General features: G+C 57.6%; 21 protein-coding genes. 8 read left to right on the top strand and 13 right to left on the bottom strand.

The genetic code is table 11. The annotated features are described in order from the left end of the window. Positions 1 to 191: 191 nt before the first annotated feature. From KFS80_RS04630 to KFS80_RS04615, 4 genes are read right to left on the bottom strand one after another with little or no spacing between them, the layout of a single operon-like run. Positions 192 to 1,349, bottom strand: a complete 1,158-nt coding sequence (locus tag KFS80_RS04630; protein ID WP_053117057.1) for an osmoprotectant ABC transporter ATP-binding protein OsmV — start codon at positions 1,347 to 1,349, stop codon at positions 192 to 194. Then, positions 1,346 to 1,999, bottom strand: a complete 654-nt coding sequence (locus tag KFS80_RS04625; RefSeq protein ID WP_053117058.1) for an ABC transporter permease — start codon at positions 1,997 to 1,999, stop codon at positions 1,346 to 1,348. Before KFS80_RS04625 ends, KFS80_RS04630 begins: the two co-directional genes overlap by 4 nt. Positions 2,000 to 2,012: 13 nt before the next feature. Beyond that, positions 2,013 to 2,918 (bottom strand): glycine betaine ABC transporter substrate-binding protein, encoded by a 906-nt coding sequence (locus KFS80_RS04620; protein WP_053117059.1) that lies wholly within the window; start codon positions 2,916 to 2,918, stop codon positions 2,013 to 2,015. 21 nt (positions 2,919 to 2,939) lie between these two features. After that, a complete protein-coding gene (locus KFS80_RS04615) occupies positions 2,940 to 3,656 on the bottom strand; it encodes an ABC transporter permease (RefSeq protein WP_053117060.1) in 717 nt (238 codons plus the stop codon). A gap of 420 nt (positions 3,657 to 4,076) precedes the next feature. Here KFS80_RS04615 and KFS80_RS04610 point away from each other — a divergent pair, with 420 nt between their 5' ends. From KFS80_RS04610 to KFS80_RS04600, 3 genes are all read left to right on the top strand, one after another. Continuing rightward, complete coding sequence (locus KFS80_RS04610; protein ID WP_159815349.1) at positions 4,077 to 5,660, top strand: peptide chain release factor 3; 1,584 nt, start codon at positions 4,077 to 4,079, stop codon at positions 5,658 to 5,660. 904 nt (positions 5,661 to 6,564) lie between these two features. Next, positions 6,565 to 6,825: a hypothetical protein gene (locus KFS80_RS04605; protein ID WP_159815350.1), complete on the top strand. Its 261-nt coding sequence runs from the start codon at positions 6,565 to 6,567 to the stop codon at positions 6,823 to 6,825. 300 nt (positions 6,826 to 7,125) lie between these two features. Beyond that, complete coding sequence (locus KFS80_RS04600; protein WP_212544086.1) at positions 7,126 to 7,545, top strand: hypothetical protein; 420 nt, start codon at positions 7,126 to 7,128, stop codon at positions 7,543 to 7,545. A gap of 234 nt (positions 7,546 to 7,779) precedes the next feature. Here KFS80_RS04600 and KFS80_RS04595 read toward each other — a convergent pair whose 3' ends face one another. The 8 genes from KFS80_RS04595 to KFS80_RS04560 form a co-directional block, all read right to left on the bottom strand. Next, positions 7,780 to 8,760: a peptide ABC transporter ATP-binding protein gene (locus KFS80_RS04595; protein ID WP_053117064.1), complete on the bottom strand. Its 981-nt coding sequence runs from the start codon at positions 8,758 to 8,760 to the stop codon at positions 7,780 to 7,782. Beyond that, the gene (locus KFS80_RS04590) at positions 8,760 to 9,728 is read right to left on the bottom strand and encodes an ABC transporter ATP-binding protein (RefSeq protein ID WP_129389065.1); all 969 of its coding nucleotides are present in this window, start codon (positions 9,726 to 9,728) and stop codon (positions 8,760 to 8,762) included. Before KFS80_RS04590 ends, KFS80_RS04595 begins: the two co-directional genes overlap by 1 nt. Before the next feature lie 10 nt (positions 9,729 to 9,738). Continuing rightward, positions 9,739 to 10,665 (bottom strand): ABC transporter permease subunit, encoded by a 927-nt coding sequence (locus tag KFS80_RS04585; protein WP_212544085.1) that lies wholly within the window; start codon positions 10,663 to 10,665, stop codon positions 9,739 to 9,741. A gap of 11 nt (positions 10,666 to 10,676) precedes the next feature. Then, on the bottom strand, positions 10,677 to 11,687 hold the full coding sequence (locus tag KFS80_RS04580; protein WP_053117067.1) for an ABC transporter permease subunit: 1,011 nt from the start codon (positions 11,685 to 11,687) through the stop codon (positions 10,677 to 10,679). A gap of 73 nt (positions 11,688 to 11,760) precedes the next feature. Continuing rightward, entirely contained in the window at positions 11,761 to 13,356 is a 1,596-nt protein-coding gene (locus KFS80_RS04575; RefSeq protein WP_212544084.1) for an ABC transporter substrate-binding protein, read from the bottom strand. A gap of 76 nt (positions 13,357 to 13,432) precedes the next feature. Continuing rightward, complete coding sequence (locus KFS80_RS04570; protein ID WP_212544083.1) at positions 13,433 to 14,851, bottom strand: OprD family porin; 1,419 nt, start codon at positions 14,849 to 14,851, stop codon at positions 13,433 to 13,435. Positions 14,852 to 15,025: 174 nt separating this feature from the next. Continuing rightward, complete coding sequence (locus KFS80_RS04565; protein WP_212544082.1) at positions 15,026 to 16,624, bottom strand: ABC transporter substrate-binding protein; 1,599 nt, start codon at positions 16,622 to 16,624, stop codon at positions 15,026 to 15,028. A gap of 299 nt (positions 16,625 to 16,923) precedes the next feature. Continuing rightward, positions 16,924 to 18,549, bottom strand: coding sequence for an ABC transporter substrate-binding protein (locus KFS80_RS04560; protein ID WP_159815357.1), 1,626 nt, complete (start codon positions 18,547 to 18,549; stop codon positions 16,924 to 16,926). 1,137 nt (positions 18,550 to 19,686) lie between these two features. Between KFS80_RS04560 and KFS80_RS04555 the strand changes: the two genes are divergently transcribed. Next, on the top strand, positions 19,687 to 19,875 hold the full coding sequence (locus KFS80_RS04555; RefSeq protein ID WP_212544081.1) for a hypothetical protein: 189 nt from the start codon (positions 19,687 to 19,689) through the stop codon (positions 19,873 to 19,875). A 77-nt stretch (positions 19,876 to 19,952) separates the two neighbouring features. Next, positions 19,953 to 20,138 carry a hypothetical protein gene (locus tag KFS80_RS04550; protein ID WP_212544080.1) on the top strand — a complete coding sequence of 62 codons (186 nt, stop codon included), beginning with the start codon at positions 19,953 to 19,955 and terminating at the stop codon, positions 20,136 to 20,138. A gap of 113 nt (positions 20,139 to 20,251) precedes the next feature. Here KFS80_RS04550 and KFS80_RS04545 read toward each other — a convergent pair whose 3' ends face one another. After that, positions 20,252 to 20,968 (bottom strand): SIMPL domain-containing protein, encoded by a 717-nt coding sequence (locus tag KFS80_RS04545; RefSeq protein WP_212544079.1) that lies wholly within the window; start codon positions 20,966 to 20,968, stop codon positions 20,252 to 20,254. A gap of 415 nt (positions 20,969 to 21,383) precedes the next feature. Between KFS80_RS04545 and KFS80_RS04540 the strand changes: the two genes are divergently transcribed. The 3 genes from KFS80_RS04540 to KFS80_RS04530 all read left to right on the top strand — a co-directional run bounded on the left by KFS80_RS04540 (position 21,384) and on the right by KFS80_RS04530 (position 25,586). After that, positions 21,384 to 22,646, top strand: coding sequence for an ATP-binding protein (locus tag KFS80_RS04540; RefSeq protein ID WP_053117073.1), 1,263 nt, complete (start codon positions 21,384 to 21,386; stop codon positions 22,644 to 22,646). Next, on the top strand, positions 22,639 to 23,199 hold the full coding sequence (locus KFS80_RS04535) for a response regulator transcription factor (protein ID WP_003221630.1): 561 nt from the start codon (positions 22,639 to 22,641) through the stop codon (positions 23,197 to 23,199). The genes KFS80_RS04540 and KFS80_RS04535 overlap by 8 nt, the downstream gene beginning before the upstream one ends. A gap of 659 nt (positions 23,200 to 23,858) precedes the next feature. Next, on the top strand, positions 23,859 to 25,586 hold the full coding sequence (locus tag KFS80_RS04530) for an ABC transporter ATP-binding protein/permease (RefSeq protein WP_053117074.1): 1,728 nt from the start codon (positions 23,859 to 23,861) through the stop codon (positions 25,584 to 25,586). Positions 25,587 to 25,684: the final 98 nt, after the last annotated feature.

Below are 25,684 nucleotides of genomic sequence, written 5' to 3'. Positions count from 1 at the left end.
TTTTAGACAGGCTGTGCGGTTATGCAGTGTTGAGATTAATTTCCGCATGACGAATGAAGAAAAAATCACCCGGATCCTGTGGGAGCGAGTTTGCTCGCGAAGGCTTTTTCACAGTCGACATCGTTGTTGACTGATCTTGCGCTTTCGCGAGCAAGCTCGCTCTCACAGGGTTTTGTGTATTTACCGATTCATCAGGCGACTACGGCCTCAGCTGGCGAGACGATGCTGGTCTTGCCGCCGCGGGATTTGCCGGAGCTCAGATACTCGGCAATCGACTCCTGCGTCACCTCACCGAGGAACACTCGCTCGGCGTCCATCACCGGCAGCCACGAACGGTTGAACTCGTACATGCGCGACAACAGGATGCGCAGATGCTCGTCGTACGCGGCGGTGGCGTTGAATTCACGCAGGAACTGCGCGCAAGTGCCGGTCTGACGGTGCAGATCACGACGACGCACATAGCCCAGTGCCTTGTTGTCGGCGCAGGTAACCACCACGTAGCGACGGTCATGTTCGTCCATCAATTCCAGCGCATCGGCCACTGGCGTTTCCGGGCTCACCGATGGCGCGTTGTCCGCCGCATCTTCCGCTTTGACCAACAGCAGACGCTTGAGTGTGCTGTCCTGGCCGACGAAGTTGCTGACAAAGTCGTCCGCCGGGTGCGCGAGCAGCGTGTCCGGGTGATCGATCTGCAGCAGTTTGCCGGCGCGGAAAATCGCGATCTTGTCGCCGAGTTTGATCGCTTCGTCGATGTCGTGGCTGACCATGATCACGGTCTTGTTCAGCGCGCGCTGCATCTCGAAGAATTCGTTCTGGATCATCTCGCGGTTGATCGGGTCAACCGCACCGAACGGCTCGTCCATCAGCAGCAGCGGCGCATCCGCCGCCAGTGCGCGGATCACGCCGATGCGCTGTTGCTGGCCACCGGACAATTCACGCGGATAACGATGCAGATACTGCTTGGGCTCAAGCTTGATCATGCTCATCAACTCGCGGGCGCGGTCGTGGCATTTCTGTTTGTCCCAGCCCAGCAGTTTCGGCACGACAACGATGTTCTCTTCGATGGTCATGTTCGGGAACAGACCGATCTGCTGGATCACGTAACCGATGTTGCGACGCAGGGTCACTTCGTCGAGATCGGTGGTGTCTTCACCATTAATAAGGATCTTGCCCGAGGTCGGTTTGATCAGGCGGTTGATCATCTTCAGCGTGGTGCTTTTGCCGCAACCCGATGGCCCGAGGAACACACAGATCTCGCCTTCATTGACGGTCAGGCTCACCGAATCCACGGCTTTGACGTCTTTGCCGTTGCTTTGGAAAGTTTTGCTGAGGTTTTGAAGTTCGATCATTTGAGGAGTCCTTTTGGAGTCAACGAGCGTTGCAGCCATTGGAGAAACAGGTCAGCGAAAATGGCCAGAAGACTGACCAGCAGCGCGCCGACGATCAGCATCGACATGTCACTGCGGCTGATGGACGCGAGGATCAACACACCGAGACCGCCGGCGCCGATGGTCGCGGCGATGGTCATCACGCCGATGTTCATCACCACGGCGGTGCGCACGCCGGCGAGGATGACCGGCACCGCGATTGGCAGTTCGACCATGCGCAGGCGCTGGCCGAAGGTCATGCCGATGCCGCGTGCGGCTTCACGTATGCCGGGTTCGACGCCGGTGAGGGCGAGGTAGGTGTTGCGCATGATCGGCAGCAGTGAATAGAGGAACACGGCGGTGATCGCCGGCATCGGGCCGAGGCCCTGACCGAACTTCGAGTAGAACGGCAGCAGCAAACCGAACAGCGCAATCGACGGCACGGTCAGCAGCACCGTGGCGCTGGCCTGCAGCGGGCCGGCGAGGCTCGGGAAGCGCGTCATCAAAATGCCCAGCGGCACGCCGACGACAATCGCCAACGTTACAGCGATGCCGACCAGGGTGATGTGCTGCCAGGTCAGGTGCATCACCTGTTGCCAGTCGAGATGGGAAAAGGCGTTGAAGAATTCCATGACTTTTCCTCCTTTAATTCAGCGGATGTTGGCGCAGGAAATCGGCGGCAACGGACGATGGGCTTTCATGATCGACATCGACCCGCGCGTTGAGCTGGCGCATGGTTTCGTCGTCGAACAGTTCGGCCAGCGGCTTGAGTTGCTCGGCCAGTTTCGGGTTGGCGTCCAGTGTTGCCTGGCGCACTACCGGTGCGGCGGTGTAGTCGGGGAAGTAATGTTTGTCGTCTTCCAGTAGTTTCAGGCCAAAGGCGCTGAGGCGACCGTCGGTGGTGTAGACCAGACCGGCGAACACCTGACCGTTGCGCAACGCCGTGTAAACCAGCCCGGCATCCATCTGGCGGATGTTCTTGCGGGTCAGGTTCATGCCGTAGAGGTCGACCATGCCGATCAGGCCGTCGGAGCGGTTGGCGAACTCGGTGTCCAGCGCCACCAGATGATTGGTCTTGGCTTCAGCGCGCAGCACCTCGTTCAACTGGCTGATGTTGGTGATCTGCGGATATTCCTCAGCCACTTTTTTCGGCAGCGCGAGGGCGTAGGTGTTGCTGAATTTCGACGGCGTCAGCCAGATCAGGCCTTTTTTGGCGTCGAGTTCTTTCACCCGGGCGTAGGACTGTGCGCTGTCGAGTTTCTCGGTGACATGGTTGTAAGCCACCAGCGACACACCGGTGTACTCCCAGAGCAAATCCAGTTGCCCGCTTTCGTGAGCGCTGCGGGCGAGGTTGCTGCCCAGACCGCCAGTGATCTGCGCGTCGTAGCCTTTACTGCGCAGGTATTGCGCGGTGATTTCCGCGAGCAGGGTTTGCTCGGTGAAGACCCGGGCGCCGAGGCGAATCACCGGTTTGTCAGCGGCTTGCGCGATGCCGGCGAACAGCAGGGCGCTGCTCAGCATCAGGCTTAGAATCAAGCTAAATCGTTTCATAGGTATTCCTTCGCAAAAGCCTTAAGACGTGCGCAAACCGCGTTCCAGCCAGAGACGGCTGGCAAGCGTGACGACGCCATCGAGCAGCAACGCGAGCAGTGCGGTGCACGCAGCGCCGAGTACCAGTTGCGGCTGATTGTTCAGGGCGATGCCGGGGAAGATCAGACTGCCGAGGCTGTTGGCGCCGATCAGGAATGCCAGCGGCGCGGTGCCGACGTTGATCGCCAGGGCCACACGCACACCGCCGACAATGATCGGCACGGCGTTGGGCAATTCGACTTTCCACAGCACTTGGCGCGGCGTCATGCCGATGCCGACGGCCGCTTCTTTAAGCGATCCCTGAACGTTTTTAAGGCCTTCGTAGGTGTTGCGCACAATCGGCAACAAGGAGGCGAGGAATAAAGCGAAGATCGCCGGGCCACTGCCGATGCCGAGGACGCCCAAGGCAATCGCGAGCACGGCCAGCGGCGGCACGGTGTTACCGATATTGAAGATTTGCATGAAGCGTTCGGCGCGTCCGACCATGGTCGGGCGACTGAGGAAGATGCCGGCGGGGATGCCCACGACAAGGGCGGCCAGCATTGAAGCGAGGACGAGAATCAGATGAGCTTGCAGGTAAAACAACAAATCGTCGCGGTAGTGTTCGATCGTGTTGATGCCGATCCAGTGGACCAGCAGGGCCAGGAGCGCGATCACCACCGCACCTCCAATCAGCCCTTTGCCATAGCGGATAGCCACAGGCGGACTCCTTTTTTTGTAGTCGGCAAACGCTCTCCCGTGTGGCATGCCATACATGGCTGCCGGGAATAAACGTTCGCGAGAAGCAGCTCCTTCAGCACCGGAAAAGCGGTCTGAAAGCGAGCCATGAGCGCAGCCTCGTCAGGCTAACTTGCTGATTTTTCAGCCCCTGACGAAAATTCGTAACAGGGGATGGACGTCTCCGAGCGCTGAAAGGTTCCCACATAAGATGCCATCTGGCCACCTGTAGGAGCTGCCGAAGGCTGCGATCTTTTGACTTTGTTCTAGCGCAACAGAGCAAAAGATCGCAGCCTGCGGCAGCTCCTACAGGGTTTTGCGGGCCCGAGGGACGGTGGTTCGGCGGTTACTTTTTAAGCTATACTCGCCGCCCTTTTTTGAATCACCGCCAGGCGATTTCCCATGACCAACCAGGCCGCCGAAGTCGCGAAACGCCGCACTTTCGCCATTATTTCCCACCCCGATGCCGGTAAAACCACGATCACCGAAAAGCTCCTGTTGATGGGCAAGGCGATTGCAGTGGCCGGTACGGTGAAATCCCGTAAATCCGATCGCCATGCGACATCCGACTGGATGGAGATGGAAAAGCAGCGGGGTATTTCCATTACCACGTCGGTCATGCAGTTCCCGTATCGCGAACACATGATCAACCTGCTCGACACCCCGGGCCACGAAGACTTCTCTGAAGATACTTATCGCACCCTGACGGCGGTCGACTCGGCGCTGATGGTGCTCGACGGCGGTAAAGGTGTTGAGCCGCGTACCATTGCGCTGATGGACGTCTGCCGTCTGCGTGACACGCCGATCGTCAGCTTCATCAACAAACTCGACCGTGACATCCGCGACCCGATCGAACTGCTCGACGAAATCGAAGCCGTTCTGAAGATCAAAGCCGCGCCGATCACCTGGCCGATCGGTTGCTACCGCGACTTCAAAGGCGTGTACCACCTGGCCGATGACTACATCATTGTTTACACCGCCGGTCATGGTCACGAACGCACCGAAACCAAGATCATCGAGAAACTCGACTCCGACGAAGCCCGCGCACACCTGGGTGACGAGTACGACCGTTTCATCGATCAACTGGAGCTGGTTCAGGGCGCCTGCCATGAATTCAACCAGCAGGAATTCCTCGACGGTCAACTGACCCCGGTGTTCTTCGGTACAGCTTTGGGCAACTTCGGTGTTGACCACGTACTCGACGCCGTTGTCGATTGGGCGCCGCGTCCATTGGCCCGTGTCGCCAACGAACGTACCGTTGAGCCGGTCGAAGAGAAGTTCTCCGGCTTCATCTTCAAGATCCAGGCGAACATGGACCCGAAGCACCGCGACCGTATCGCGTTCATGCGTATCTGCTCCGGCAAGTACGAGAAAGGCATGAAGATGCGCCACGTGCGCACCGGCAAGGACGTGCGCATCGGCGACGCCCTGACGTTCTTCTCCTCCGAGCGTGAGCAGCTGGAAGAAGCCTTTGCCGGCGACATCATCGGTCTGCACAACCACGGCACCATCCAGATCGGCGACACCTTCAGCGAAGGCGAAACCCTCGGTTTCACCGGCATCCCGCACTTTGCGCCGGAACTGTTCCGTCGTGTGCGTCTGCGTGATCCGCTGAAGTCCAAGCAGTTGCGTCAGGGTCTGCAGCAGTTGGCCGAAGAGGGTGCAACGCAGGTGTTCTTCCCGGAGCGCAGCAACGACATCATTCTTGGCGCCGTGGGTGTGCTGCAGTTTGATGTGGTCGCCAGCCGTTTGAAGGAGGAATACAAGGTTGAGTGCTCGTATGAGCCGATCACTGTGTATTCCGCGCGCTGGATTGAGTGCAGCGACAAGAAGAAGCTTGAGGAGTTTTCCAACAAGGCTGTGGAGAACCTGGCGGTCGACGGTGGTGGGCATTTGACCTACCTCGCTCCGACTCGGGTTAACCTGGCGTTGATGGAAGAGCGCTGGCCGGACGTGAAATTCCGGGCGACGCGTGAGCATCACTAAGTTCTGAACTGTTTTGTCCGAAGCCCCCAAGGTGTATGCCTTGGGGGTTTTTTATTGCCTTGGGTTTGGGGGTATATCCGTTTCTGCGGGAGTTTCTGATTACGGTTTCGCCCTTACGGCGACTCACTTTTTTTACAAACGCCTAAAAAAAGTAAGCAAAAAAACGCTTGCTCCTACGTACGGCCCGCTCGCTGGAGCTCGGGGTTCCTTCGCTGCGGGATCGATCCGGGCGCAGCGCCTACGGTTTGCTTCGCTGCACCTCCTCTCGCTGTGTTTGGCTTCGCCAAACGGTCGCTGCGCTCCCACGCCCGGATCAATCCCTCCACTCAGCCTTCCGATGTCGCCTGTGGATCAAGATCAAGAGCAGGCGAGCTGACACTCGGCCTATTGAGTGGTGAGGAGCACGGGTTTCGACTTTGGATTTGTGGTTTTTTTGCCCCTCATCGGAACGCCGCCCGCCCAGGCCTCTCCAGAGGGAGTGGGAGCCGATTTGTGAGCCTTTCAGAATCTGGGCTCGACTCGGTATCCCACGTCGGCCTACCTCTCCCAATCACCTCAGATCAGTCCCCTCTCCCTCCGGGAGAGGGTTAGGGTGAGGGGCTTTTGATCTCAAGTCGGTTTTTTGTAATCTCTCGATGTACTTGGCCACAACGTTTGGCTGGCCAGTACGGTGCTTGTGCTGTTTTAAATTCCGTTGACCCGCCAAGCCACTCGTTCGTCCACCCCGCACAACCCTTCACTTAGGTGATTCAGCTATCAGTGTTATTCAAAAGCAATCTGTCCTTCGAGGGCATTTCCACTCCGCCTTTAGCGTCCTATCTGGTGAACACGGCTGATCGGAACTAGATTTCACACAGCGCCAATCAGGCACGTATGTCTCACCTGGAAAAGGATGGAGTCGGCTATGAAGAGCAGATTGCTACGCGTTTTATTGCTATTGAAAGTAATGGTGATGCTGTCCCTCGGCACCGCGACGGCCTGGGCCGAGTGCGAGGATCATGATTCTCAGGCCTTCAACGGGCAGGTGGGGCACAGCGGCTTGATGCTCGCCAAGTCCGAATCCGAGCCGGGCGATCAGGGGCAGGGCGGTGCCGCCGACGATGACGACTCGACCACTGACGAGCCGGACACTGATGATCCGGATGAGGGCGATAGCCAGACGTAGATCAAAGATCAAATAAACCCCTGGTTGCGATATCCCTGTAGGAGCTGCGGCACGCTGCGATCTTTTGATCTGGATTTTATCAATCAGAATCTAAAGATCGCAGCGTGCCGCAGCTCCTATAGTTTTAACAACGTATTGTCCGGATCGAGCAAGATCGACTTTTCGTCAGGAACCGTTTGTCAGATTATCAGGATTATGTAGAGATACCTGTCAGATATGACAGTAGACGGCTTGTTATGCGGTCATTACAAATACATCCGCAAACGGGTGTTTTTCTAAATGACCAAAAGGAATTGCATGATGAGCGCTAACGAAAGAAAAAAGACGACCGGGAAGTTACAGGCGAAGGGTACTACCGTGGAGGGATTTTCGACCAAGGATGTTCTGGTACATCAAAGCCTGTCCGATCAGGGTTTTAGTTTTGAGGGACGCAATGACAAAAACGAGTGGTTAACTTTCTTTGTGCGTACGCTGGATATTAGAACCGGTGAAAGTTACAAGATTGAGCAGTTTGGTTCTGCGGGGACGGCGACAGCGCATTATCAGGCTTCCGCAGACGTTAAATATGACGGTATTACTGGCTTTATCAAGTTTGTGAAGTTCGATAAGTTGACCCAGGAAGCCATCATCGAAGCTGAAGCAACGATCGCCAGAGTAAATGGCGAGGAGAAGAAGATCGTGGTCAAGGGGGAGTTTTCTGGTTTTGAGGGCAGTAACTAACAATGGCTAATCATCAGCTCTGAACCATCACTAAATAAACCTCCTGCTGTCTCGAATTATGCACATTCGAGACAGAAGGGGTTTTATCAATACTTGACTCTGTTTGAAACGCAATCCCTGTGGGAGCGGGCTTGCTCGCGAAGGCGGCGTGTCAGTCAACGATTAAAGTGACTGATACGACGCTTTCGTGAGCAAGCCCACTCCCACAGTTTTTGCCTCATCCTTCAGATTTGCTTACGCCGCGCCGTCGAGGAATTGCTCGGCGTAGTGGCAAGCCACCTGCCGGTTATCCAGCGGACGCAGTGCCGGTTCTTCGGTGCTGCAACGCTCGGTCGCGTACGGGCAGCGCTTGTGGAAAGCGCAGCCCGGTGGCGGGTTCAGCGGGTTAGGCAGTTCGCCGACGATTTTGATTTTCGGCTTGTTCGGATCCGGGTGAATGGTCGGGGTCGCCGACAGCAGCGCCTGGGTGTACGGGTGCAGCGGGCGTTCGTAGATGTCGTTCTTCGGGCCCATTTCCACCGGGCGGCCGAGGTACATCACCATCACGTCATCGGCGACGTGTTGCACCACCGCCAGGTTGTGCGAGATGAACACGTAAGCGGTGTTGAACTCCTGCTGCAGATCCATGAACAGGTTGAGCACCTGCGCCTGAATCGATACGTCGAGTGCCGAGGTCGGTTCGTCCGCCACCAGCACTTTCGGTTGCAGCATCATCGCGCGCGCCAGGGCGATACGCTGACGCTGGCCGCCGGAGAACATGTGCGGATAACGCTGATAGTGCTCAGGACGCAAGCCGACCTGCTTCATCATCGCCTGGACTTTCTCGCGACGTTCGGCGGCGGAGAGGTTGGTGTTGATCAGCAGCGGTTCGCCGAGCTGGTCACCGACTTTCTGCCGTGGATTCAACGAGGCGTACGGGCTCTGGAACACCATCTGCACGTCTTTGCGCAGTTGCTTGCGCTGAGCCTTGTCGGCGCCGGCGACTTCCTGTCCGGCGATTTTCAGCGAGCCGGACGAAGGCTCTTCAATCAGCGTCAACGCACGGGCGAGGGTGGATTTGCCGCAACCCGACTCGCCTACAACAGCGAGGGTCTTGCCGGCTTCCAGTTCGAACGACACGCCGTTGAGGGCGCGCACGGTCGCGTGGCCCTTGAACAGGCCACGGGAGACTTCGTAGTGACGGGTGAGGTCGCGGGCGGTAAGTACGACGGCCATTACGCCACCTCCTGGTTCAGCGGGTAGAAGCAGCGGGCGAGGCTGTGGGCTTTCGGATCAAGGCCTGGACGCTGCGCGCGGCAGCTGTCCTGCACGTACGGGCAACGCGGCGACAGCAGGCAACCCTGCGGACGGTCGTAACGGCCCGGGACGATGCCCGGCAGGGTCGACAGACGTGAGGCGCCGAGGCTGTGCTCGGGAATCGCCTTGAGCAACGCTTCGCTGTACGGGTGCGCCGGGATGTCGAACAGTTGCGGCACTTGGCCGACTTCCACGGCTTGCCCGGCGTACATCACGCAGACGCGCTGGGCGGTTTCAGCCACGACCGCGAGGTCGTGGGTGATCAGCACCAAGCCCATGTTCTGTTCTTTCTGCAGCGCCAGCAGCAGATCCATGATCTGCGCTTGAATCGTCACGTCCAGAGCCGTGGTCGGTTCGTCGGCGATCAGCAGTTTCGGCTCGCCGGCAATCGCCATGGCGATCGCGACGCGCTGGCTCATACCGCCGGACAGTTGATGCGGGTAGGCGTCCATACGGCTGGCAGCGCCCGGGATTTCGACTTTTTCCAGCAGTTCGATCGCACGTTTGCGCGCTTGCTTGCCGGACATTTTCAGGTGCAGACGCAGCACTTCTTCGATCTGGAAACCGACGGTGTAGCTCGGGTTCAGCGCGGTCATCGGATCCTGAAAAACCATCGACAAGTCTTTGCCGACGATCTGCCGACGCTGACGGTTGCTCAGCTTGAGCATGTCTTTGCCGTCGAAATTGAGCGAGTCGGCGGTGACGATGCCGGGATGCTCGATCAGGCCCATCAGCGCCATCATGGTCACGGATTTACCCGAACCCGATTCGCCGACGATGGCCAGTACTTCGCCTTTGTCGACTTTCAGGTCGAGGCCATCGACCACCGGGGTCGCGGTCTTGTCGCCGAAGCGAACGTTGAGATTCTTGATTTCTAGCAGTGACATGGGAATCTCCTCAGGCGGCGTTCTTGAGTTTCGGGTCGAGCGCATCGCGCAGACCGTCGCCCATCAAGTTGATTGCCAGCACGCTGAGCAAAATGGTCAAACCAGGCAGGCTCACCACCCACCAGGCGCGTTCGATGTAGTCGCGGGCCGAAGCCAGCATGGTGCCCCACTCAGGGGTTGGCGGTTGTACGCCAAGGCCGAGGAAGCCCAACGCAGCGGCATCGAGAATCGCCGAGGAGAAGCTCAGGGTTGCCTGAACGATCAGCGGTGCCATGCAGTTCGGCAGCACGGTGATGAACATCAGGCGTGGCAGACCGGCACCAGCGAGGCGCGCAGCGGTCACGTAGTCGCGGTTCAGTTCGCCCATCACGGCCGCACGAGTCAGACGCACGTAGGACGGCAGGGAAACTACTGCAATGGCGATCACGGTGTTGATCAGGCCAGGGCCGAGGATGGCGACAATCGCCACAGCCAGCAGCAATGACGGCAGGGCCAGCATGATGTCCATCAGACGCATGATGGTCGGGCCAATCATCTTCGGGAAGAAACCGGCGAACAGACCGAGGAGGATCCCCGGAATCAGCGACATCACCACCGAAGACAAACCGATCAGCAGCGACAGGCGCGAGCCCTGAATCAGACGCGACAGCAAATCACGGCCGAGTTCATCGGTGCCGAGCAGGAACTGAATCTGCCCGCCTTCAAGCCACGCCGGCGGCGTCAGCAGGAAGTCGCGGTATTGCTCGCTCGGGTTGTGCGGGGCGACCCACGGCGCGAATAGCGCGCAGAAAATCACCAGCAACATGAACATCAGGCCGGCAACCGCGCCTTTGTTCTTGGAGAAGGCTTGCCAGAATTCTTTGTACGGAGACGGGTACAGCAGGCTTTGATCCGCGGTGGTGGCGGACGTCGCTACTGAGGAAGTTGGAGTGCTCATTGAATTGGACCTCAGCGCTGATGACGGATGCGTGGGTTGGCAAAGCCGTAGAGGATGTCCACTACGAAGTTGACCAGAATCACCAGGCAGGCGATTAACAGGATGCCGTTTTGCACAACCGGGTAGTCCCGGGCGCCGATGGCTTCGATCAGCCATTTACCGATGCCGGGCCAGGAGAAAATGGTTTCAGTCAGGACTGCACCGGCCAGCAGCGTGCCGACTTGCAGGCCGACCACGGTGAGTACCGGAATCAGCGCGTTGCGCAGACCGTGGACGAACACCACGCGCGACGGCGACAGGCCTTTGGCCTTGGCGGTGCGGATGTAGTCTTCACGCAGCACTTCGAGCATCGACGAACGGGTCATCCGCGCGATCACCGCCAGCGGAATGGTGCCGAGCACGATGGCCGGCAGGATCAGGTGATGCAGCGCGTCGAAGAACGCCCCGACGTCATCGGCCAGCAGCGTGTCGATCAGCATGAAGCCGGTGCGCGGTTCGATGTCGTAGAGCAGGTCGATCCGCCCGGAAACCGGCGTCCAGCCCAGGCTCACCGAGAAGAACATGATGAGGATCAGGCCCCACCAGAAGATCGGCATCGAATACCCCGCGAGGGAGATGCCCATCACCCCATGGTCGAACAGGGATCCTCGCTTGAGTGCCGCAATCACCCCGGCCAGAAGCCCGAGAATGCCGGCGAACAGCAGGGCGGCCATGGACAGTTCCAGGGTCGCCGGGAATAGAGAGGAGAACTCGGTCCATACGCTGGTTCGCGTGCGCAGGGATTCACCGAGATCGCCTTGAGCCAGTTTGCCGATGTAGTCCAGATACTGGGCATACAACGGTTTGTTCAGACCTAGGCGTTCCATTGCCTGAGCGTGCATTTCGGGGTCGACCCGACGTTCGCCCATCATCACTTCCACGGGGTCGCCAGGGATCATGCGAATCAACGCGAAGGTCAGCAAGGTGATGCCGAAAAACGTGGGGATCAATAACCCCAGTCGGCGGGCAATAAAACTAAACATCTTGTGTAGTACCTCATCAGCCGGTTAGGCGTGCCCGGCGTCCCTGGGGTCAGGGACGCGGGGAGTTTCTTATCTACTTCACCTGGGTGGTGGCGAAGTTATTGGTTGTGAGAGGGCTGATTTGATAACCCTCTACGTTGTTGCGCATTGCCGTGAACATCCTGGTGTGGGCCATGCTGATCCATGGCTGATCCTGATTAAACAGCACTTGCGCCTGTTCGTAGAGCGCGGCGCGTTCGGCCGGATCTACTTTAGCCCGTGCTTCATCCAGCAGTGCCTGGAATTTCTCGTTGCACCAACGTGCATAGTTTTCGCCGTTCTTGGCCGCTTCACAACTGAGCATAGGCGTCAGGAAGTTATCCGGGTCGCCGTTGTCACCCGCCCATCCGGCAGACACCATGTCGTGCTCGCCGTTCTTGGCGCGTTTAAGCATTTCGCCCCATTCCATCACACGGATGTCGATTTTGATCCCGACTTTCGCCAGATCAGCCTGCATCATTTGCGCGCCGAGCATCGGGTTCGGGTTGGTCGGGCCGCCGCCGTTACGGGTAAACAGAGTAAACACGGTGCCTTCCGGTACTCCGGCTTCCTTGAGCAGGGCGCGGGCCTTGTCCAGATCGCGTGGTGGGTTCTTCAGGTCGTGGTTGTAGCCGAGCAAGGTCGGCGGGTAAGGGTTGACCGCTACGGTAGCGTTGCCCTTGCCGAACAGCGCGTTGACGTAGGCTTCCTTGTCGAAGGCGATGTCGATGGCCTTACGCACGCGCACGTCGCTCATGTATTTGTGGGTGGTGTTCATGGCGATGTACGAGACGGTCATCGCGTCGAGTTCTTCGACTTTCAGGTTGCTGTCTTTCTTGATGCTCGGGATGTCATCCGGCTTCGGATACAGCGCGACCTGGCACTCGTTGGCCTTGAGCTTTTGCAGGCGCACGTTGTTGTCGGTGGCGATCGCCAGAATCAGTGCTTCGGCTGGCGGCTTGCCACGGAAGTAGTCCGGATTGGCCTTGAAACGAACCTGCGCATCTTTGGCGTAACGCTGGAAGATGAACGGGCCGGTGCCGATCGGCTTGCTGTTCAGGTCGCCGGTCTTGTTGGCCTTGAGCAACTGGTCGGCGTATTCGGCCGGGTAGATCGAGGAGAACGCCATCGCGATGTCGGCCAGGAATGGCGCTTCGCGGCGGGTCAGGGTGAACTTGACCGTGTTGTCGTCGACTTTTTCTACGCTTTTCAGCAGTTCTTTGAAGCCCATGCTTTCAAAGTACGGGAAGCCCACGCTCGACAGTTTGTGCCACGGGTGATTCGGATCCAGCTGACGCTGGAAGCTCCAGACCACATCGTCGGCGTTCATGTCGCGGGTCGGCTTGAAGTATTCGGTGGTGTGAAATTTGACGCCTTTGCGCAGATGGAAGGTGTACGTCAGACCGTCTTCGCTGATGTCCCAGGATTCGGCGAGCGCCGGGATCACTTCAGTGCTGCCGGGTTTGAAATCGGCCAGGCGGTTGAAGATGGTTTCGGCCACAGCGTCTGCCGTGACTGCAGTTGTGTACTGAACCATATCGAAGCCTTCCGGGCTGGCTTCGGTGCAGACGACCAAGGGTTTGGCCGAGACGCCAACAGCGACACTCAGCAACGCAGCCGCGATGGCCGCACGTAGGGGAAGCATTTTCATCGATAACCCTCTGCAATCGGTTGAAGACAAAAAGCCGAACGGCCGACTCATCATGAGTCAGCCGTCGGCAGGCGTTTTACAGAATGTTGAACGGAATGGTGGTCACCAGACGGAACTCGTTAATGCTGCCGTCAGCCTGGTTTTCGCTGGCACGGTGAGCGGTGTAAGTGCCGCGAACCGTGGTGGCTTTGAGCGGGCCACTCTGTACCGCGTAGGTTGCACCGATGCCGTATTCATAGTGGGTTTCGCCGTCCATCGCCTGCACGCCGTCGTAGCCGCCACCCTTGTAGTGAGTGCCGTCGATGCCCCAGCCGCGCGCCTGGTAGATGTTGAACTTCAGGCCTGGCACGCCGTATTCGGCCATGTTGATGCCGTAGGAAACCTGGAAGGATTTCTCGTTCGGGCCGTTGAAGTCGGACAGCAGGGAGTTGGCCAGGTAGATGCCGTTGGTTTCGTGCAGGTAGTCGAAGTACTCGTTACCGTTCACTTCCTGATACGAGAAAGTCAGGGTGTGGGCCAAGTGAGTCAGGCCGAACGACAGCGAGTAGGTGTCGTTGTCGATTTCGCCGAGCAGCTTTTTGCCTTCGTCGACGGTTTTGTAGTAGTTCAGGCCGGTGGTCAGGCTCAGTACCGAGCTGTCGCCCAATACGTGCGTGGCGCCGAAGTAGTACTGGTTCCAGATGTCTTCGGCTTGTGTGCCCCAGAGGCTGGTGGTCAGGCTGGCGAATGGCTGGTAGGAAATACCGGCGGTGTTGACGTGATCGGATTCCATCCGGCCGTTACCGTACTCGGTGCGGAATTTTTGCAGGCTCTGCTCCGAACGTGGCGAGACGCGGTCGAAGGTCGCCACGTCGAACGCCAGGTTGTTGAATTCTTCGCTGTGGATCGCGACACCTTCGAAGCTCGAAGGCAGGGCACGGTTACCGATCACGTCGACTTGCGGGCTGCTGAAGTTCATGCGGCCGGCGGTCAGGGTGGTGTTGGAAACACGCGCCTTGATGTTGGCCAGGCCCAGTTTGCTCCACTGATCAACGGCGTCGCCGTTGTCTTTGTGGGTCAGGGTACGGTTGTTACCGGAGGCCGGGCCGGTTTTCGGCGCGCCACCGTTACCGGAGGCCAGGTTCTCGCGATCACGCTCCAGCGCGAGGGCGTTGTAGGCCGCGATTTCAGTGCTGAAACCGACAGTACCTTCGGTGAAGCCCGAGTTGTACTTGACGATGGTGCCCTGAACCCAGTTGATCCGGCGGTCGGTCTCAGCCAGTTGACCGTCCTTTTTGTAGGCGAACTTGGCGCCACGCTTCAGTTGCTCGTTGGCGTACCAGTTACGGGTCGAACCGCTGATCGATTGACCTTCGACGAAACCGGTGGCTTCCGCCTGGGCGCTCTTGTCGTTGATCGTCACCGGGGTGAACGCCTGGCTCTGGGTTTCCGCATAAGCGGTTGCGGTGATGCTGCTTATGGCCAAGGCCAGTATCGCGGTGCTGCTCAGTTTCATGGGTGAAGCTCCTTTACTTTCTTTTTATGCCGGCTTTTTTGGGTTGGCCGGTTATTGGTTTAGAACTCATTCACACATCGCAAACGTTTGCCAAATGCCTGATTGGCGAATTTCGGCAAAGCGCTTGCGTGAGGGGCTAGACGGGCCCCTCAGCGTTGCGGCTAATCGGTTGGGTTAATCGATGCTGACACCCGAGAAAACGTTGCGTCCGAAGGGGCTCACCTTGAACCCTTCGATTTTCGTGCTCAGCGGCTGGTTGACCGTCGAGTGGGCGACAGGCGTGATCGGCACTTGCTGTTTCAGCAACTGCTGAGCCTGTTTATAGAGAACGGTGCGCTGGTCGCGGTCGGTGACGACCTTGGCCTGTTTGATCAGCTTGTCGTACGCCGGATCGCACCACATGGAGTAGTTGTTGCCGCCAATGGCGTCGCAGCTGTACAGCGTGCCGAGCCAGTTGTCGGGATCACCGTTGTCGCCGGTCCAGCCAATCAGGCTGATGTCGTGCTCGCCATTCTTGGTGCGCTTGATGTACTCGCCCCATTCGTAGCTGACGATCTTCACTTTCAGACCGATCTTGGCCCAGTCAGCCTGGAGCATTTCGGCCATCAGTTTGGCGTTCGGGTTGTACGGACGCTGCACCGGCATCGCCCACAGGGTAATCTCGGTGCCTTCCTTGACGCCCGCAGCCTTGAGCAGCTCTTTGGCTTTTTCCGGGTCGTAGGCGGCGTCTTTGATGCTGTCGTCGTAAGACCACTGGGTGGGTGGCATGGCGTTGACGGCCAATTGGCCGGCGCCTTGATAAACAGCGTTGAGAATCCCTTGTTTATTCACCGCCATGTCCAATGCCTGACGCACTTCGAGCTGATCGAACGGCTTGTGGCGGACGTTGTAGGCGATGTAACCGAGGTTGAAACCCGGTTTGGAGATCAGTTGCAGTTTCGGATCGTTCTTCAGCGCGTCGACATCGGCCGGACGCGGATGCAGGGTGATCTGGCACTCGTCAGCCTTGAGCTTCTGCACGCGCACGGAGGCGTCGGTGTTGATCGCGAAAATCAGGTTGTCGAGTTTGACCCGGCTCGGATCCCAGTACTGCTTGTTGCCGGTGAAGCGGATGTTCGAGTCTTTCTGATAGCTCTTGAACACGAACGGCCCGGTGCCGATCGGCTTCTGGTTGATGTCGCTCGGTTTGCCGTCGGCCAGCAGTTTGTCGGCGTATTCGGCGGACAGAACGGCGGCGAAGCTCATGGCGAGGTTCTGGATGAACGCGGCGTCGACGCTGTTGAGCGTGAACTCCACGGTCAGCGGCCCGGTCTTCTCGACCTTGGCGATGTTCTTGTTCAGGCTCATCCCGTTGAAATACGGGAACTCGGTCGGATAAGCCTTACGGAATGGCTGCTGTGGATCAAGCATGCGATTAAACGTGAACAGCACGTCGTCGGCATTGAAGTCGCGGGTCGGCTTGAAGTACGGCGTTGTATGAAATTTCACACCTTCACGTAAGTGAAACGTGTACTTGAGACCATCCTCGGAAATGTCCCACTTGGTGGCCAGACCCGGTACGACATTGGTCGCGCCTTTTTCGAACTCGACCAGACGGTTGTAGATAGGTTCGGCGGCATCGTTATCGGTGGCCGTGGTGTATTGCGCGGTGTCGAAACCCGCGGGGCTGCCTTCAGAGCAGAACACCAGACTTTTGCTGGCGGCGAAACTCGCGGACGTGGCGGCCATCAGGCCGGCGCCCAGCAATGCGGAAAAAACCAAGGTATGGCGCATGACGCTCCCTCTTTTTTAGTGTTGTGCAATGCGCCGCGTCTCGTCCTGAAACGTTGTGGTCGCATTGAGCTCAATCCAATACGTACGGCAAACCGGTGGCCCACACAGAAACTGGTCAGAACCCGACGGTATTTGCCGTGGGCCTGGCAGTAAATGCGTAAAAGCCTGAAAACCTCGTAGGAAAAGGCGACGCGGCCTCGCCACTGCAAGTCTCTGCAGCGGAATCAGCTGTAGGCAAATTCCTAACTTCCCGGCAGGTAAAACAGCGGCGACGTCATAAACGTCGCCGCTGCAGTGCCTTATTTGCTGACGCTGACGCCGTAGAAGGAATTCAAGCCGAATGGGCTGATCTTGAAGTCCTGCACGTTGGCGCGCATGGGTTGGTACACCGTCGAGTGAGCGATAGGTGTCATTGGGACTGCATCTTTGAGGACGTGTTGTGCCTCTTTGTACAGTTCGGTGCGCTTACCTTGGTCGGTTGTGCGCTTGGCTTCTTTGACGAGGCCGTCGAACTTCTTGTCGCACCACTTGGAGAAGTTGTTGCCGCTGAGCGAGTCACAGCCGAACAGCACGTTCAGCCAGTTGTCCGGATCACCATTGTCACCGCTCCAGCCAATGATCATGGCCTGGTTCTCGCCACCTTTGGAGCGCTTGATGTACTCGCCCCACTCGTAGCTGGTGATCTTCACTTTCAAGCCGATCTTGGCCCAGTCGGACTGGAGCATTTCGGCCATCAGTTTGGCGTTCGGGTTGTATGGACGCTGAACCGGCATCGCCCACAGAACGATCTCGGTACCTTCCTTGACGCCGGCTTCCTTGAGCAGCTGTTTGGCTTTCTCAGGATCGTACTTGGCATCTTTGATGGTGGTGTCGTAAGACCACTGGGTCGGCGGCATGGCGTTGACGGCCAGTTGGCCCGCGCCCTGGTAAACCGAATCGATGATCTGTGGCTTGTTCACAGCCATGTCCAGCGCCTGACGCACACGCAGGTCAGCCAGCGGGTTGGCCTCGTTGCTGCCTTTGACCTTGTCCATCACGTTGTAGGCGATGTAACCCAGGTTGAAACCCGCCTGGTCAGGCATCTTCAGTGCTGGATCTTCTTTCAGCGCTTTCAGGTCGGCCGGACGCGGGAACAGGGTGACCTGGCACTCGTTCTTTTTCAGCTTCTGAATACGTACCGACGGGTCGGTGGTGATGGCGAAGATCAGGTTGTCGATCTTCACGTCTTCAGGCTTCCAGTAGTCCTTGTTCCCGGTGTAGCGGATGTTGGAGTCTTTCTGGTAGCTCTTGAACACGAACGGGCCAGTGCCGATCGGCTTCTGGTTGATGTCGGCGGCTTTGCCTTCCTTGAGCAGCTGGGCAGCGTACTCGGCGGATTGCACCGACGCGAAGCTCATGGCCATGTTCTGGATGAACGCGGCGTCGACTTCTTTCAGGGTGAACTTGACGGTGTGGTCGTCGACTTTATCGATCTTGGTGATGTTGGTGTCCATCCCCATGTCGGTGAAGTACGGGAATTCGGTCGGGTACGCCTTACGGAACGGGTCATCCTTGTTAATCATGCGATTAAAGGTGAACAGCACGTCGTCGGCGTTGAACTCACGAGTCGGCTTGAAATACGGGGTGGTGTGGAACTTGACGCCTTCACGCAGGTGGAAGGTGTAAGTCAGGCCATCGTCGGAGATGTCCCACTTGGTCGCCAGACCAGGAATCACAGCGGTGCCGCCGCGTTCGAACTGGGTCAGACGGTTGAACATGGTTTCAGCTGAGGCGTCGAAGTCGGTTCCGGTGGTGTACTGGCCCGGGTCGAAACCGGCCGGGCTGCCTTCGGAGCAGAACACCAGGTTAGTCGCAGCGGATGCGAAAGGTGCGGAGGCTAACAAGCCTGCGCCGACTAGAAACGGAATGACCGCGTGTTTAAGCATGTTGGCCTCATGATTTGTTGTCATTTTTTAGTAGTGAGGTACGACCTCGTGAGTCGTGCCTGCGGATACTTATGCAGGGGCCATACCCATTGCAAGATCCAGAGTGTGTGCGAGCGTTAAACGGTGGCACGTACGTACCTTAATGTCGCATCTGTGTAAGTTTTGACGCATTTGACCGTTTGCGCGGGTTTTTTACGGTGCAAATGGAGCCCCAAAACGGTGCATTGGTCACGTTGTGTGCGCCGGGGTGGGGCTGGGTGTTACTTATTTATACTGTTGGTTTTTGTAGGATTTTTCTGAGATTTGGGTGGGGGCTTGGTGGGGGGTTGGGTTGTGGATTTTTTTCGAGGTTGTACTGGGTGCAACTGGGGTGCTTCTTTTGGTAGCGCCTTGGGTGAATATCCGGTTTTTCGGGTGTTGCGGATTATGGTTCCGCCCTTACGGCGGGTCACTTTGGCAAACGCCCCAAAGTAACCAAAGGTCTATGCCCTGACGTCCGGCCCTCGCTAAGGCTCGGGTTCCTTCGCTTCGGGTTCATCCGGGGGCATCGCCTACGGTTTGCTTCGCTGCACCTCCTCTCGATGCTTTCCCCGTATGAATCCCTCCACTCAGCCTCCCGACGGGCCTTGAGATCAAGATCAAACGCTTTGTCGAGCTTGCGCTCATCCTGTGTAGGAGCTGCCGAAGGCTGCGATCTTTTGATCTTCGTTGGAATCGCCCCTCACCCCAGCCCTCTCCCGAGGGAGAGGGGGCCGATTGGTGGGCTTTTCAAAATTTGTGTTCGACTCGGTACCCCACGTCGGCGTACCTCACCCAAACACCCCGATCAGTCCCCTCTCCCTCAGGGAGAGGGCTAGGGTGAGGGTTTGCTTTTGGCTCTTTTAAATTTGTATCCGCGCTTCCGGGGGACTTCAGACTCTATTGCACTGGCAGGACTAACTTTCGCTCACTGTTTTTAAATATAAAACGGAAGATATTTATTTCGAATAGTTCTCCGAACTTTACGTATTACGACGGCTACCTGTTACTTCTGACAGTAGACGGATTTTCTGATGTTGGGTTGAATGCCACTGCTCCTGTGCGTTTTTTCTTTTACGGGCATCGATGGATTGCAGAACATCTACAGGAAGGGATGATATGAGTTACCCAATTGTAACTGACTATAAAGGCTTCAAGATTCACGAAAATAACCCAAGCGATGCAGGGGATCATTTTCAAGGGTTTTACGCGGACGGTCGGCAATTTACCGGCCTTTGCAAATCCAGATCCGAGGTTGAGCACCTGATTGATGCCAGCCGAGCATACATCGGCCGTGCAGGCGAGTAACTGTCTTGTAAACCAGACGGATCACTGATGCATAGTGATAAAGAGTGTTTACCACTTTTTTGCACGGAGTGATGGTTATGAACTATCCAAAAATTATCGAGTACAAAGGGTGTTTGATTAAAGAATATGACCCGCAGTATCAGGCTAACTCTTTTCAAGTGTGTTACATGAACGGGGAACCTATGGGAGGGCTGGAGAAAACCTTAGCTGATGCGAAAGCGCAAATCGATGACATGGATGTTAGTTATCACGATGAAAGTTGAGTCGATGGGGAATGTTAATTAGTTCATAGTCAGATCTGGCCAATCTGCTCTGCAAGTCACAAAAAACCGGCAATCACTGCTGATCGCCGGTTTTTCATTCAGCCAAAATCAAATCACTGCATCAATACTTCAATCGCGCCATCGGCCGTCATGCTCACCTGGCTTGTACCCGCTTCAACTTCAGGCGTCACCGGCGCTGCATCCATCGCCGCCGCTTTCATCATCATCGGGGCGCGCAGGTACGGTTGTGGATAACCGTTGCTGTTGAGGTTCAGGTTGACGATTTTGTAGCCCTTGCCGCCGAGTGCGTCGGTGGCCAGTTGGGCGCGGTTTTTGAACGCGGTGACAGCTTCTTTTAGGAGTTTGTCTTCGCTGGCCTTGCGGGTCGGGTCGGCGATGGCGAAGTCCATGCCGCCCATTTTCAGGTCGCCCAGCAGTTCGCCGGTGAGTTTGGAGAGGGCGGCGAAGTCGGAGCTTTCCAGGCGCAGTTCGGCGCGTTCACGCCAGCCGGTGATCTTTTGGCCTTTGGTGTCGTAGATCGGGTAGCTGTTGCGGCTGCCCTGGCGCAGGGTGATGTCTTTGACTTGTTTGGCCTGGCCGAGGGCCTTGTTCATGGCGGTGCTGATGTCGGCGGCGAGTTTGGCCGGGTCGGTGTTTTGTTCTTCGGTGTAGAGGGTGACGATCATCAGGTCGCGGGCGACTTCCGTGCTGACTTCGGCGCGCAGGGAAATCTGGTTGTAATGCAGCTCATCGGCGGCCAGGGCCGGGAGGCTGGCGACGCTGCCGACGGTCAGGGCGAGAAGGGCGGCGCTGCGGCGAAATGTGTGCATGAAAGCTCCTTGATGAGGGCGCAGGTGATGGTTCGGGGGCCTGCGTGAAACCATCAGACTCTAGCTTTTATGATCCGGTTCGCCCAGTTACAACTTCTATACAGATACCGCGGATCCCAAGTTCAGAGAGCTTTTGTGGCGAGGGGATTTATCCCCGTTCGGCTGCGCAGCAGTCGCAAATCAGGCTGATGCGGTATGTCTGGTTGAATGAGGTCGCATGATTTGGGGCGGCTTCGCCACCCAGCGGGGATAAATCCCCTCGCCACAATTGATCTCCGATAGCCCCTGGAATTTTCTTCAACTCAGATGAATTCTCCATCGTCGCCATGTGGTCGTTTGCCGCACTTTCGCCTCTCAAGCCCGTGGCTTGGTTATACTCCGTGCGATCCGCCTGGAGCGCTCATCAGGAGAGCTCATGCTCGCCCCCGTACAACTGACTTCCGCCACTCGCCAGAACCTCTGGCGGTTGACGTTCATCCGCACCTTGGTGCTCGCCGCGCAGGCTGGCTCCGTAGGCCTGGCTTATTGGCTGCAACTGTTGCCGTTGCCGTGGGTGCAACTGGCGATGACCCTCGGCTGCTCGACGCTACTTTGCGTGTTCACCGCCGTGCGCCTGCGCACCTCGTGGCCGGTGACCGAGCTTGAATACGCGCTGCAACTGGCCTGTGATCTGGTGATCCACAGTGCGCTGCTGTATTTCTCCGGCGGTTCGACCAACCCGTTCGTTTCCTATTATCTGGTGCCGCTGACCATCGCTGCGGTGACGCTGCCATGGCGCTATTCGGTGGTGCTGTCGGGCATCGCGCTGGCCCTGTACACGGTGATGCTGACGCGGTTCTATCCGCTGGAAACTCTGCCGATCGCCCGCGAGAATCTGCAGGTCTACGGCATGTGGCTGAGCTTCGCGCTCGCTGCCGCCGTCATCACCTTCTTCGCTGCGCGCATGGCCGAAGAGCTGCGTCGTCAGGAAGAGTTGCGGGCGATTCGCCGTGAAGAAGGTCTGCGTGATCAACAGTTGCTCGCCGTCGCCACTCAAGCCGCTGGCGCTGCCCATGAGCTCGGCACGCCGCTGGCGACCATGAGTGTTTTGCTCAAAGAGATGCAGCAGGATCACCCCGATCCGCTGCTGCAGGACGATCTGAAAGTGCTGCAAGATCAGGTCAAACTCTGCAAGGAAACCCTGCAGCAACTGGTGCGCGCCGCCGAAGCCAATCGTCGTCTGGCGATCGATATGCAGGACGTCACCGACTGGCTCGATGAGGCGCTTAATCGCTGGCACCTGATGCGTCCCGAGGCAAGTTACCGTTTCCATCGTCTCGGCCAAGGCACGGTGCCGCGCATGGCGCCGCCGCCGGATCTGACCCAGGCGCTGCTCAATCTGCTGAACAACGCCGCCGACGCCTGCCCGGAAAACCTTCAGGTAACCCTGGATTGGGATGCCGAAGACGTCACCATCAGCATTCGTGATCACGGCGCCGGTGTGCCGCTGGCCATCGCCGAGCAGATCGGCAAACCGTTTTTTACCACCAAGGGCAAAGGTTTCGGCCTGGGCCTGTTTTTGAGCAAGGCCAGCGTGACACGCGCCGGCGGCTCAGTGAAACTCTATAGTCATGAGGAAGGCGGCACGCTCACCGAGCTGCGCCTGCCTCACGGCGCCCGAGGAGACCAACATGAGTGACGAAATCCAAGTCGAAGGCGAAGAACTGCCGCATTTGCTGCTGGTCGATGACGACGCAACATTCACCCGCGTCATGGCCCGCGCCATGGCCCGTCGTGGCTTTCGCGTCAGCACCGCCGGTTCCGCCGAAGAAGGCCTGACCATCGCCCAGGCCGATCTGCCGGACTACGCCGCGCTCGACCTGAAAATGGACGGCGACTCCGGTCTGGTGCTGCTGCCCAAGCTGCTGGAGCTGGATCCGGAAATGCGCGTGGTGATCCTCACCGGTTATTCGAGCATTGCCACCGCGGTCGAAGCGATCAAGCGCGGCGCCTGCAACTACCTGTGCAAACCGGCCGACGCCGACGACGTATTGGCCGCGCTGCTCTCCGAGCACGCCGACCTCGACAGTCTGGTGCCGGAAAACCCGATGTCGGTTGACCGCCTGCAGTGGGAACACATCCAGCGCGTGCTCACCGAACACGAAGGCAACATCTCCGCCACTGCCCGCGCCCTGGGCATGCACCGCCGCACCCTGCAGCGCAAACTGCAGAAGCGCCCGGTTCGTCGCTGAAGTCTGATTTCACCGGCTCGACTTCACAAGGGAGCAACCCGGCTTCGCAGGTTGCTCCCTTGTCGTCACTGTTCGACTAGAAAGGTGGTTTTAGGCGAAGAGAAGTGTCTGCCACTGCCGTCATTCAGAAAAACGTCATATTGGACGTACATTGATCTGCCTAAATAGGGCTCCATGTCCTCTTTCCGCCACTTCACATCAGCGTCCAATAGCGGCGAGATTTGTTCGGGGGCCTGATCGGATTTTGATGGGGTAGCGTAGTTAATCCAAAAGGATCTGAGCGATGTGTTCGGGTATTCGGAAAACACCTTGAAGTAAAAAAACGGCCCTTCTATTGCGCTAAGTTTCAGTATTCCGTTTTTGATGTGTTCACATGTGGGAGCCTGGATCGGGTCTCGAGTGTCTACCATGATGAATTCCCTTTGACGTTCAGGTTGGCTCTGCGCAGCGCAAGAGGTCAACGCAGTCGATCACAGCTGAATTTTGCCTTCTACTGTCAACTCTGACAGTCGTGACGAGCGGTATGTGCTCTGTTTGCCTGGCCGAAACTCCTCTGAATCTGAACAATCCCTGAATGAGCCTGTCCCACCCTCGCGATAAACCGCCCCGATCTACTATGATCGGAGCGTGTCTGTTCTTTTCTATATCGAGCCTTTTCCATGAATCAGAACGCTGAATATTCCGCGGTCAACGATGCTGTGCGCGGGCAGTTTTTTCGCAAGGTGTGGGCGATCATCACGCCGTATTGGCGCAGTGAAGAGAAGGGCAAGGCCTGGACGCTGTTGATTGCCGTGATCGCGCTCTCGCTGCTTAGCGTGGGCATCTCGGTGTGGTTCAACACCTGGTACAAAGACTTTTACAACGCGCTGCAAAAGAAAGACGAGGCAGCGTTTTGGCAGTTGATTCTGTACTTCTGCGGCATTGCCGCCGTGGCGATTATCGGCGCGGTGTATCGGCTGTATCTGACGCAGATGCTGACGATTCGCTGGCGGGCGTGGCTCACCGAGAAGCATTTTTCACGTTGGCTTTCCGACAAGAATTACTACCAGCTGGAGCAGGGCGGTTATACCGATAACCCGGATCAGCGGATTTCCGAAGACCTCAATAACTTCACTTCCAACACCCTCGAGCTGGGTATCGGCCTGCTGCGTAATATTGTCAGTTTGGTGTCTTTTTCTATTATTTTGTGGGGCGTGTCGGGCAGTATCGAAGTCTATGGCGTGACCATTCCCGGCTACATGTTCTGGTGCGTGCTGGTTTACGCGATCGTCGGCAGTTGGCTGACGCATTTGATCGGGCGTCGCTTGATCGGCCTGAACAACCAACAACAACGCTTCGAAGCCGACCTGCGTTTTTCCATGGTGCGGATTCGTGAGAATGCTGAAAGCATCGCGTTGTACAACGGCGAACCGAATGAAAATCGTCGCTTGAGCGGGCGCTTCGGCAATGTCTGGCATAACTTCTGGGACATCATGAAAGTGTCCAAGCGCCTGACCTTTTTCACCGCCGGTTACAGCCAGGCGGCGATTATTTTCCCGTTTATTGTCGCTTCGCCGCGTTACCTTGCCGGCAAGATCGAGCTCGGTGAGCTGATGCAGATCAGCTCGGCGTTCGGCAACGTTCAAGAGAGTTTCAGCTGGTTCATCAGTGCCTATCAGAGCCTCGCGTCGTGGCGCGCCACGTGTGATCGTCTGCTGAGTTTCCGTCAGGCGATGACCGATAACGAAGAGCGCAAGCCTGCGATCGATGTGCAGAATCAGGGCAGCGAATTGAAGGTGCACAACCTCGGTCTGGATCTGGCCGACGGTCGTCATCTGCTGACCAGCGCCGACATGACCGTTGAACCGGGTGATCGAGTGATGCTCAGCGGGCGTTCCGGCAGTGGTAAATCGACACTGCTGCGGGCGATGGGGCATTTGTGGCCAGCGGGGCACGGCAACATTCGTCTGCCGGCGGCGCGTTACCTGTTCTTGCCACAAAAACCGTATCTGCCAATCGGCACCTTGCGCGAAGCATTGAGTTATCCACAACCGAGCGAGACCTACGCGCCTGAGCGTTATGCCGAGGTGCTGGAAACCTGCCGCTTGCCACATCTGGTGGCGCGACTGGACGAAGCCAATCACTGGCAGCGCATGCTGTCGCCGGGTGAGCAGCAACGACTGGCCTTCGCCCGCGCGCTGCTTTACGCACCGCATTGGCTGTACATGGACGAAGCCACATCGGCGATGGATGAAGAGGATGAGGCGACGTTGTATCAGGCGTTGATCGATCAGTTGCCGGGGTTGAGCATCGTCAGCGTCGGACACCGCAGCAGTTTGAAACGCTTCCACCCTAGACATGTACGCATCGACAGCGGCCATCTCGTCGAGCAACCCGTAACCGCCTGACCCCCGGAGCCCTTGTAGGAGCTGCCGGAGGCTGCGATCTTTTGATCTTGATCCATAAAATCAAAAGATCGCAGCCTTCGGCAGCTCCTACAAGGAGG

Source organism: Pseudomonas rustica (assembly GCF_018336155.1).
Classification (GTDB): domain Bacteria; phylum Pseudomonadota; class Gammaproteobacteria; order Pseudomonadales; family Pseudomonadaceae; genus Aquipseudomonas; species Aquipseudomonas rustica.
Note: the sequence above shows the minus strand (reverse complement) of the source record. Positions and strands in the feature narration are given on the sequence as shown.

What these genes read in the sequence shown, in the direction of transcription:
- KFS80_RS04630 (WP_053117057.1), bottom strand. Translation starts at nt 1,349, where the DNA reads ATGATCGAACTTCAAAACCTCAGCAAAACTTTCCAAAGCAACGGCAAA.
- KFS80_RS04625 (WP_053117058.1), bottom strand. Translation starts at nt 1,999, where the DNA reads ATGGAATTCTTCAACGCCTTTTCCCATCTCGACTGGCAACAGGTGATG.
- KFS80_RS04620 (WP_053117059.1), bottom strand. Translation starts at nt 2,918, where the DNA reads ATGAAACGATTTAGCTTGATTCTAAGCCTGATGCTGAGCAGCGCCCTG.
- KFS80_RS04610 (WP_159815349.1), top strand. Translation starts at nt 4,077, where the DNA reads ATGACCAACCAGGCCGCCGAAGTCGCGAAACGCCGCACTTTCGCCATT.
- KFS80_RS04605 (WP_159815350.1), top strand. Translation starts at nt 6,565, where the DNA reads ATGAAGAGCAGATTGCTACGCGTTTTATTGCTATTGAAAGTAATGGTG.
- KFS80_RS04600 (WP_212544086.1), top strand. Translation starts at nt 7,126, where the DNA reads ATGAGCGCTAACGAAAGAAAAAAGACGACCGGGAAGTTACAGGCGAAG.
- KFS80_RS04595 (WP_053117064.1), bottom strand. Translation starts at nt 8,760, where the DNA reads ATGGCCGTCGTACTTACCGCCCGCGACCTCACCCGTCACTACGAAGTC.
- KFS80_RS04590 (WP_129389065.1), bottom strand. Translation starts at nt 9,728, where the DNA reads ATGTCACTGCTAGAAATCAAGAATCTCAACGTTCGCTTCGGCGACAAG.
- KFS80_RS04585 (WP_212544085.1), bottom strand. Translation starts at nt 10,665, where the DNA reads ATGAGCACTCCAACTTCCTCAGTAGCGACGTCCGCCACCACCGCGGAT.
- KFS80_RS04580 (WP_053117067.1), bottom strand. Translation starts at nt 11,687, where the DNA reads ATGTTTAGTTTTATTGCCCGCCGACTGGGGTTATTGATCCCCACGTTT.
- KFS80_RS04575 (WP_212544084.1), bottom strand. Translation starts at nt 13,356, where the DNA reads ATGAAAATGCTTCCCCTACGTGCGGCCATCGCGGCTGCGTTGCTGAGT.
- KFS80_RS04570 (WP_212544083.1), bottom strand. Translation starts at nt 14,851, where the DNA reads ATGAAACTGAGCAGCACCGCGATACTGGCCTTGGCCATAAGCAGCATC.
- KFS80_RS04565 (WP_212544082.1), bottom strand. Translation starts at nt 16,624, where the DNA reads ATGCGCCATACCTTGGTTTTTTCCGCATTGCTGGGCGCCGGCCTGATG.
- KFS80_RS04560 (WP_159815357.1), bottom strand. Translation starts at nt 18,549, where the DNA reads ATGCTTAAACACGCGGTCATTCCGTTTCTAGTCGGCGCAGGCTTGTTA.
- KFS80_RS04555 (WP_212544081.1), top strand. Translation starts at nt 19,687, where the DNA reads ATGAGTTACCCAATTGTAACTGACTATAAAGGCTTCAAGATTCACGAA.
- KFS80_RS04550 (WP_212544080.1), top strand. Translation starts at nt 19,953, where the DNA reads ATGAACTATCCAAAAATTATCGAGTACAAAGGGTGTTTGATTAAAGAA.
- KFS80_RS04545 (WP_212544079.1), bottom strand. Translation starts at nt 20,968, where the DNA reads ATGCACACATTTCGCCGCAGCGCCGCCCTTCTCGCCCTGACCGTCGGC.
- KFS80_RS04540 (WP_053117073.1), top strand. Translation starts at nt 21,384, where the DNA reads ATGCTCGCCCCCGTACAACTGACTTCCGCCACTCGCCAGAACCTCTGG.
- KFS80_RS04535 (WP_003221630.1), top strand. Translation starts at nt 22,639, where the DNA reads ATGAGTGACGAAATCCAAGTCGAAGGCGAAGAACTGCCGCATTTGCTG.
- KFS80_RS04530 (WP_053117074.1), top strand. Translation starts at nt 23,859, where the DNA reads ATGAATCAGAACGCTGAATATTCCGCGGTCAACGATGCTGTGCGCGGG.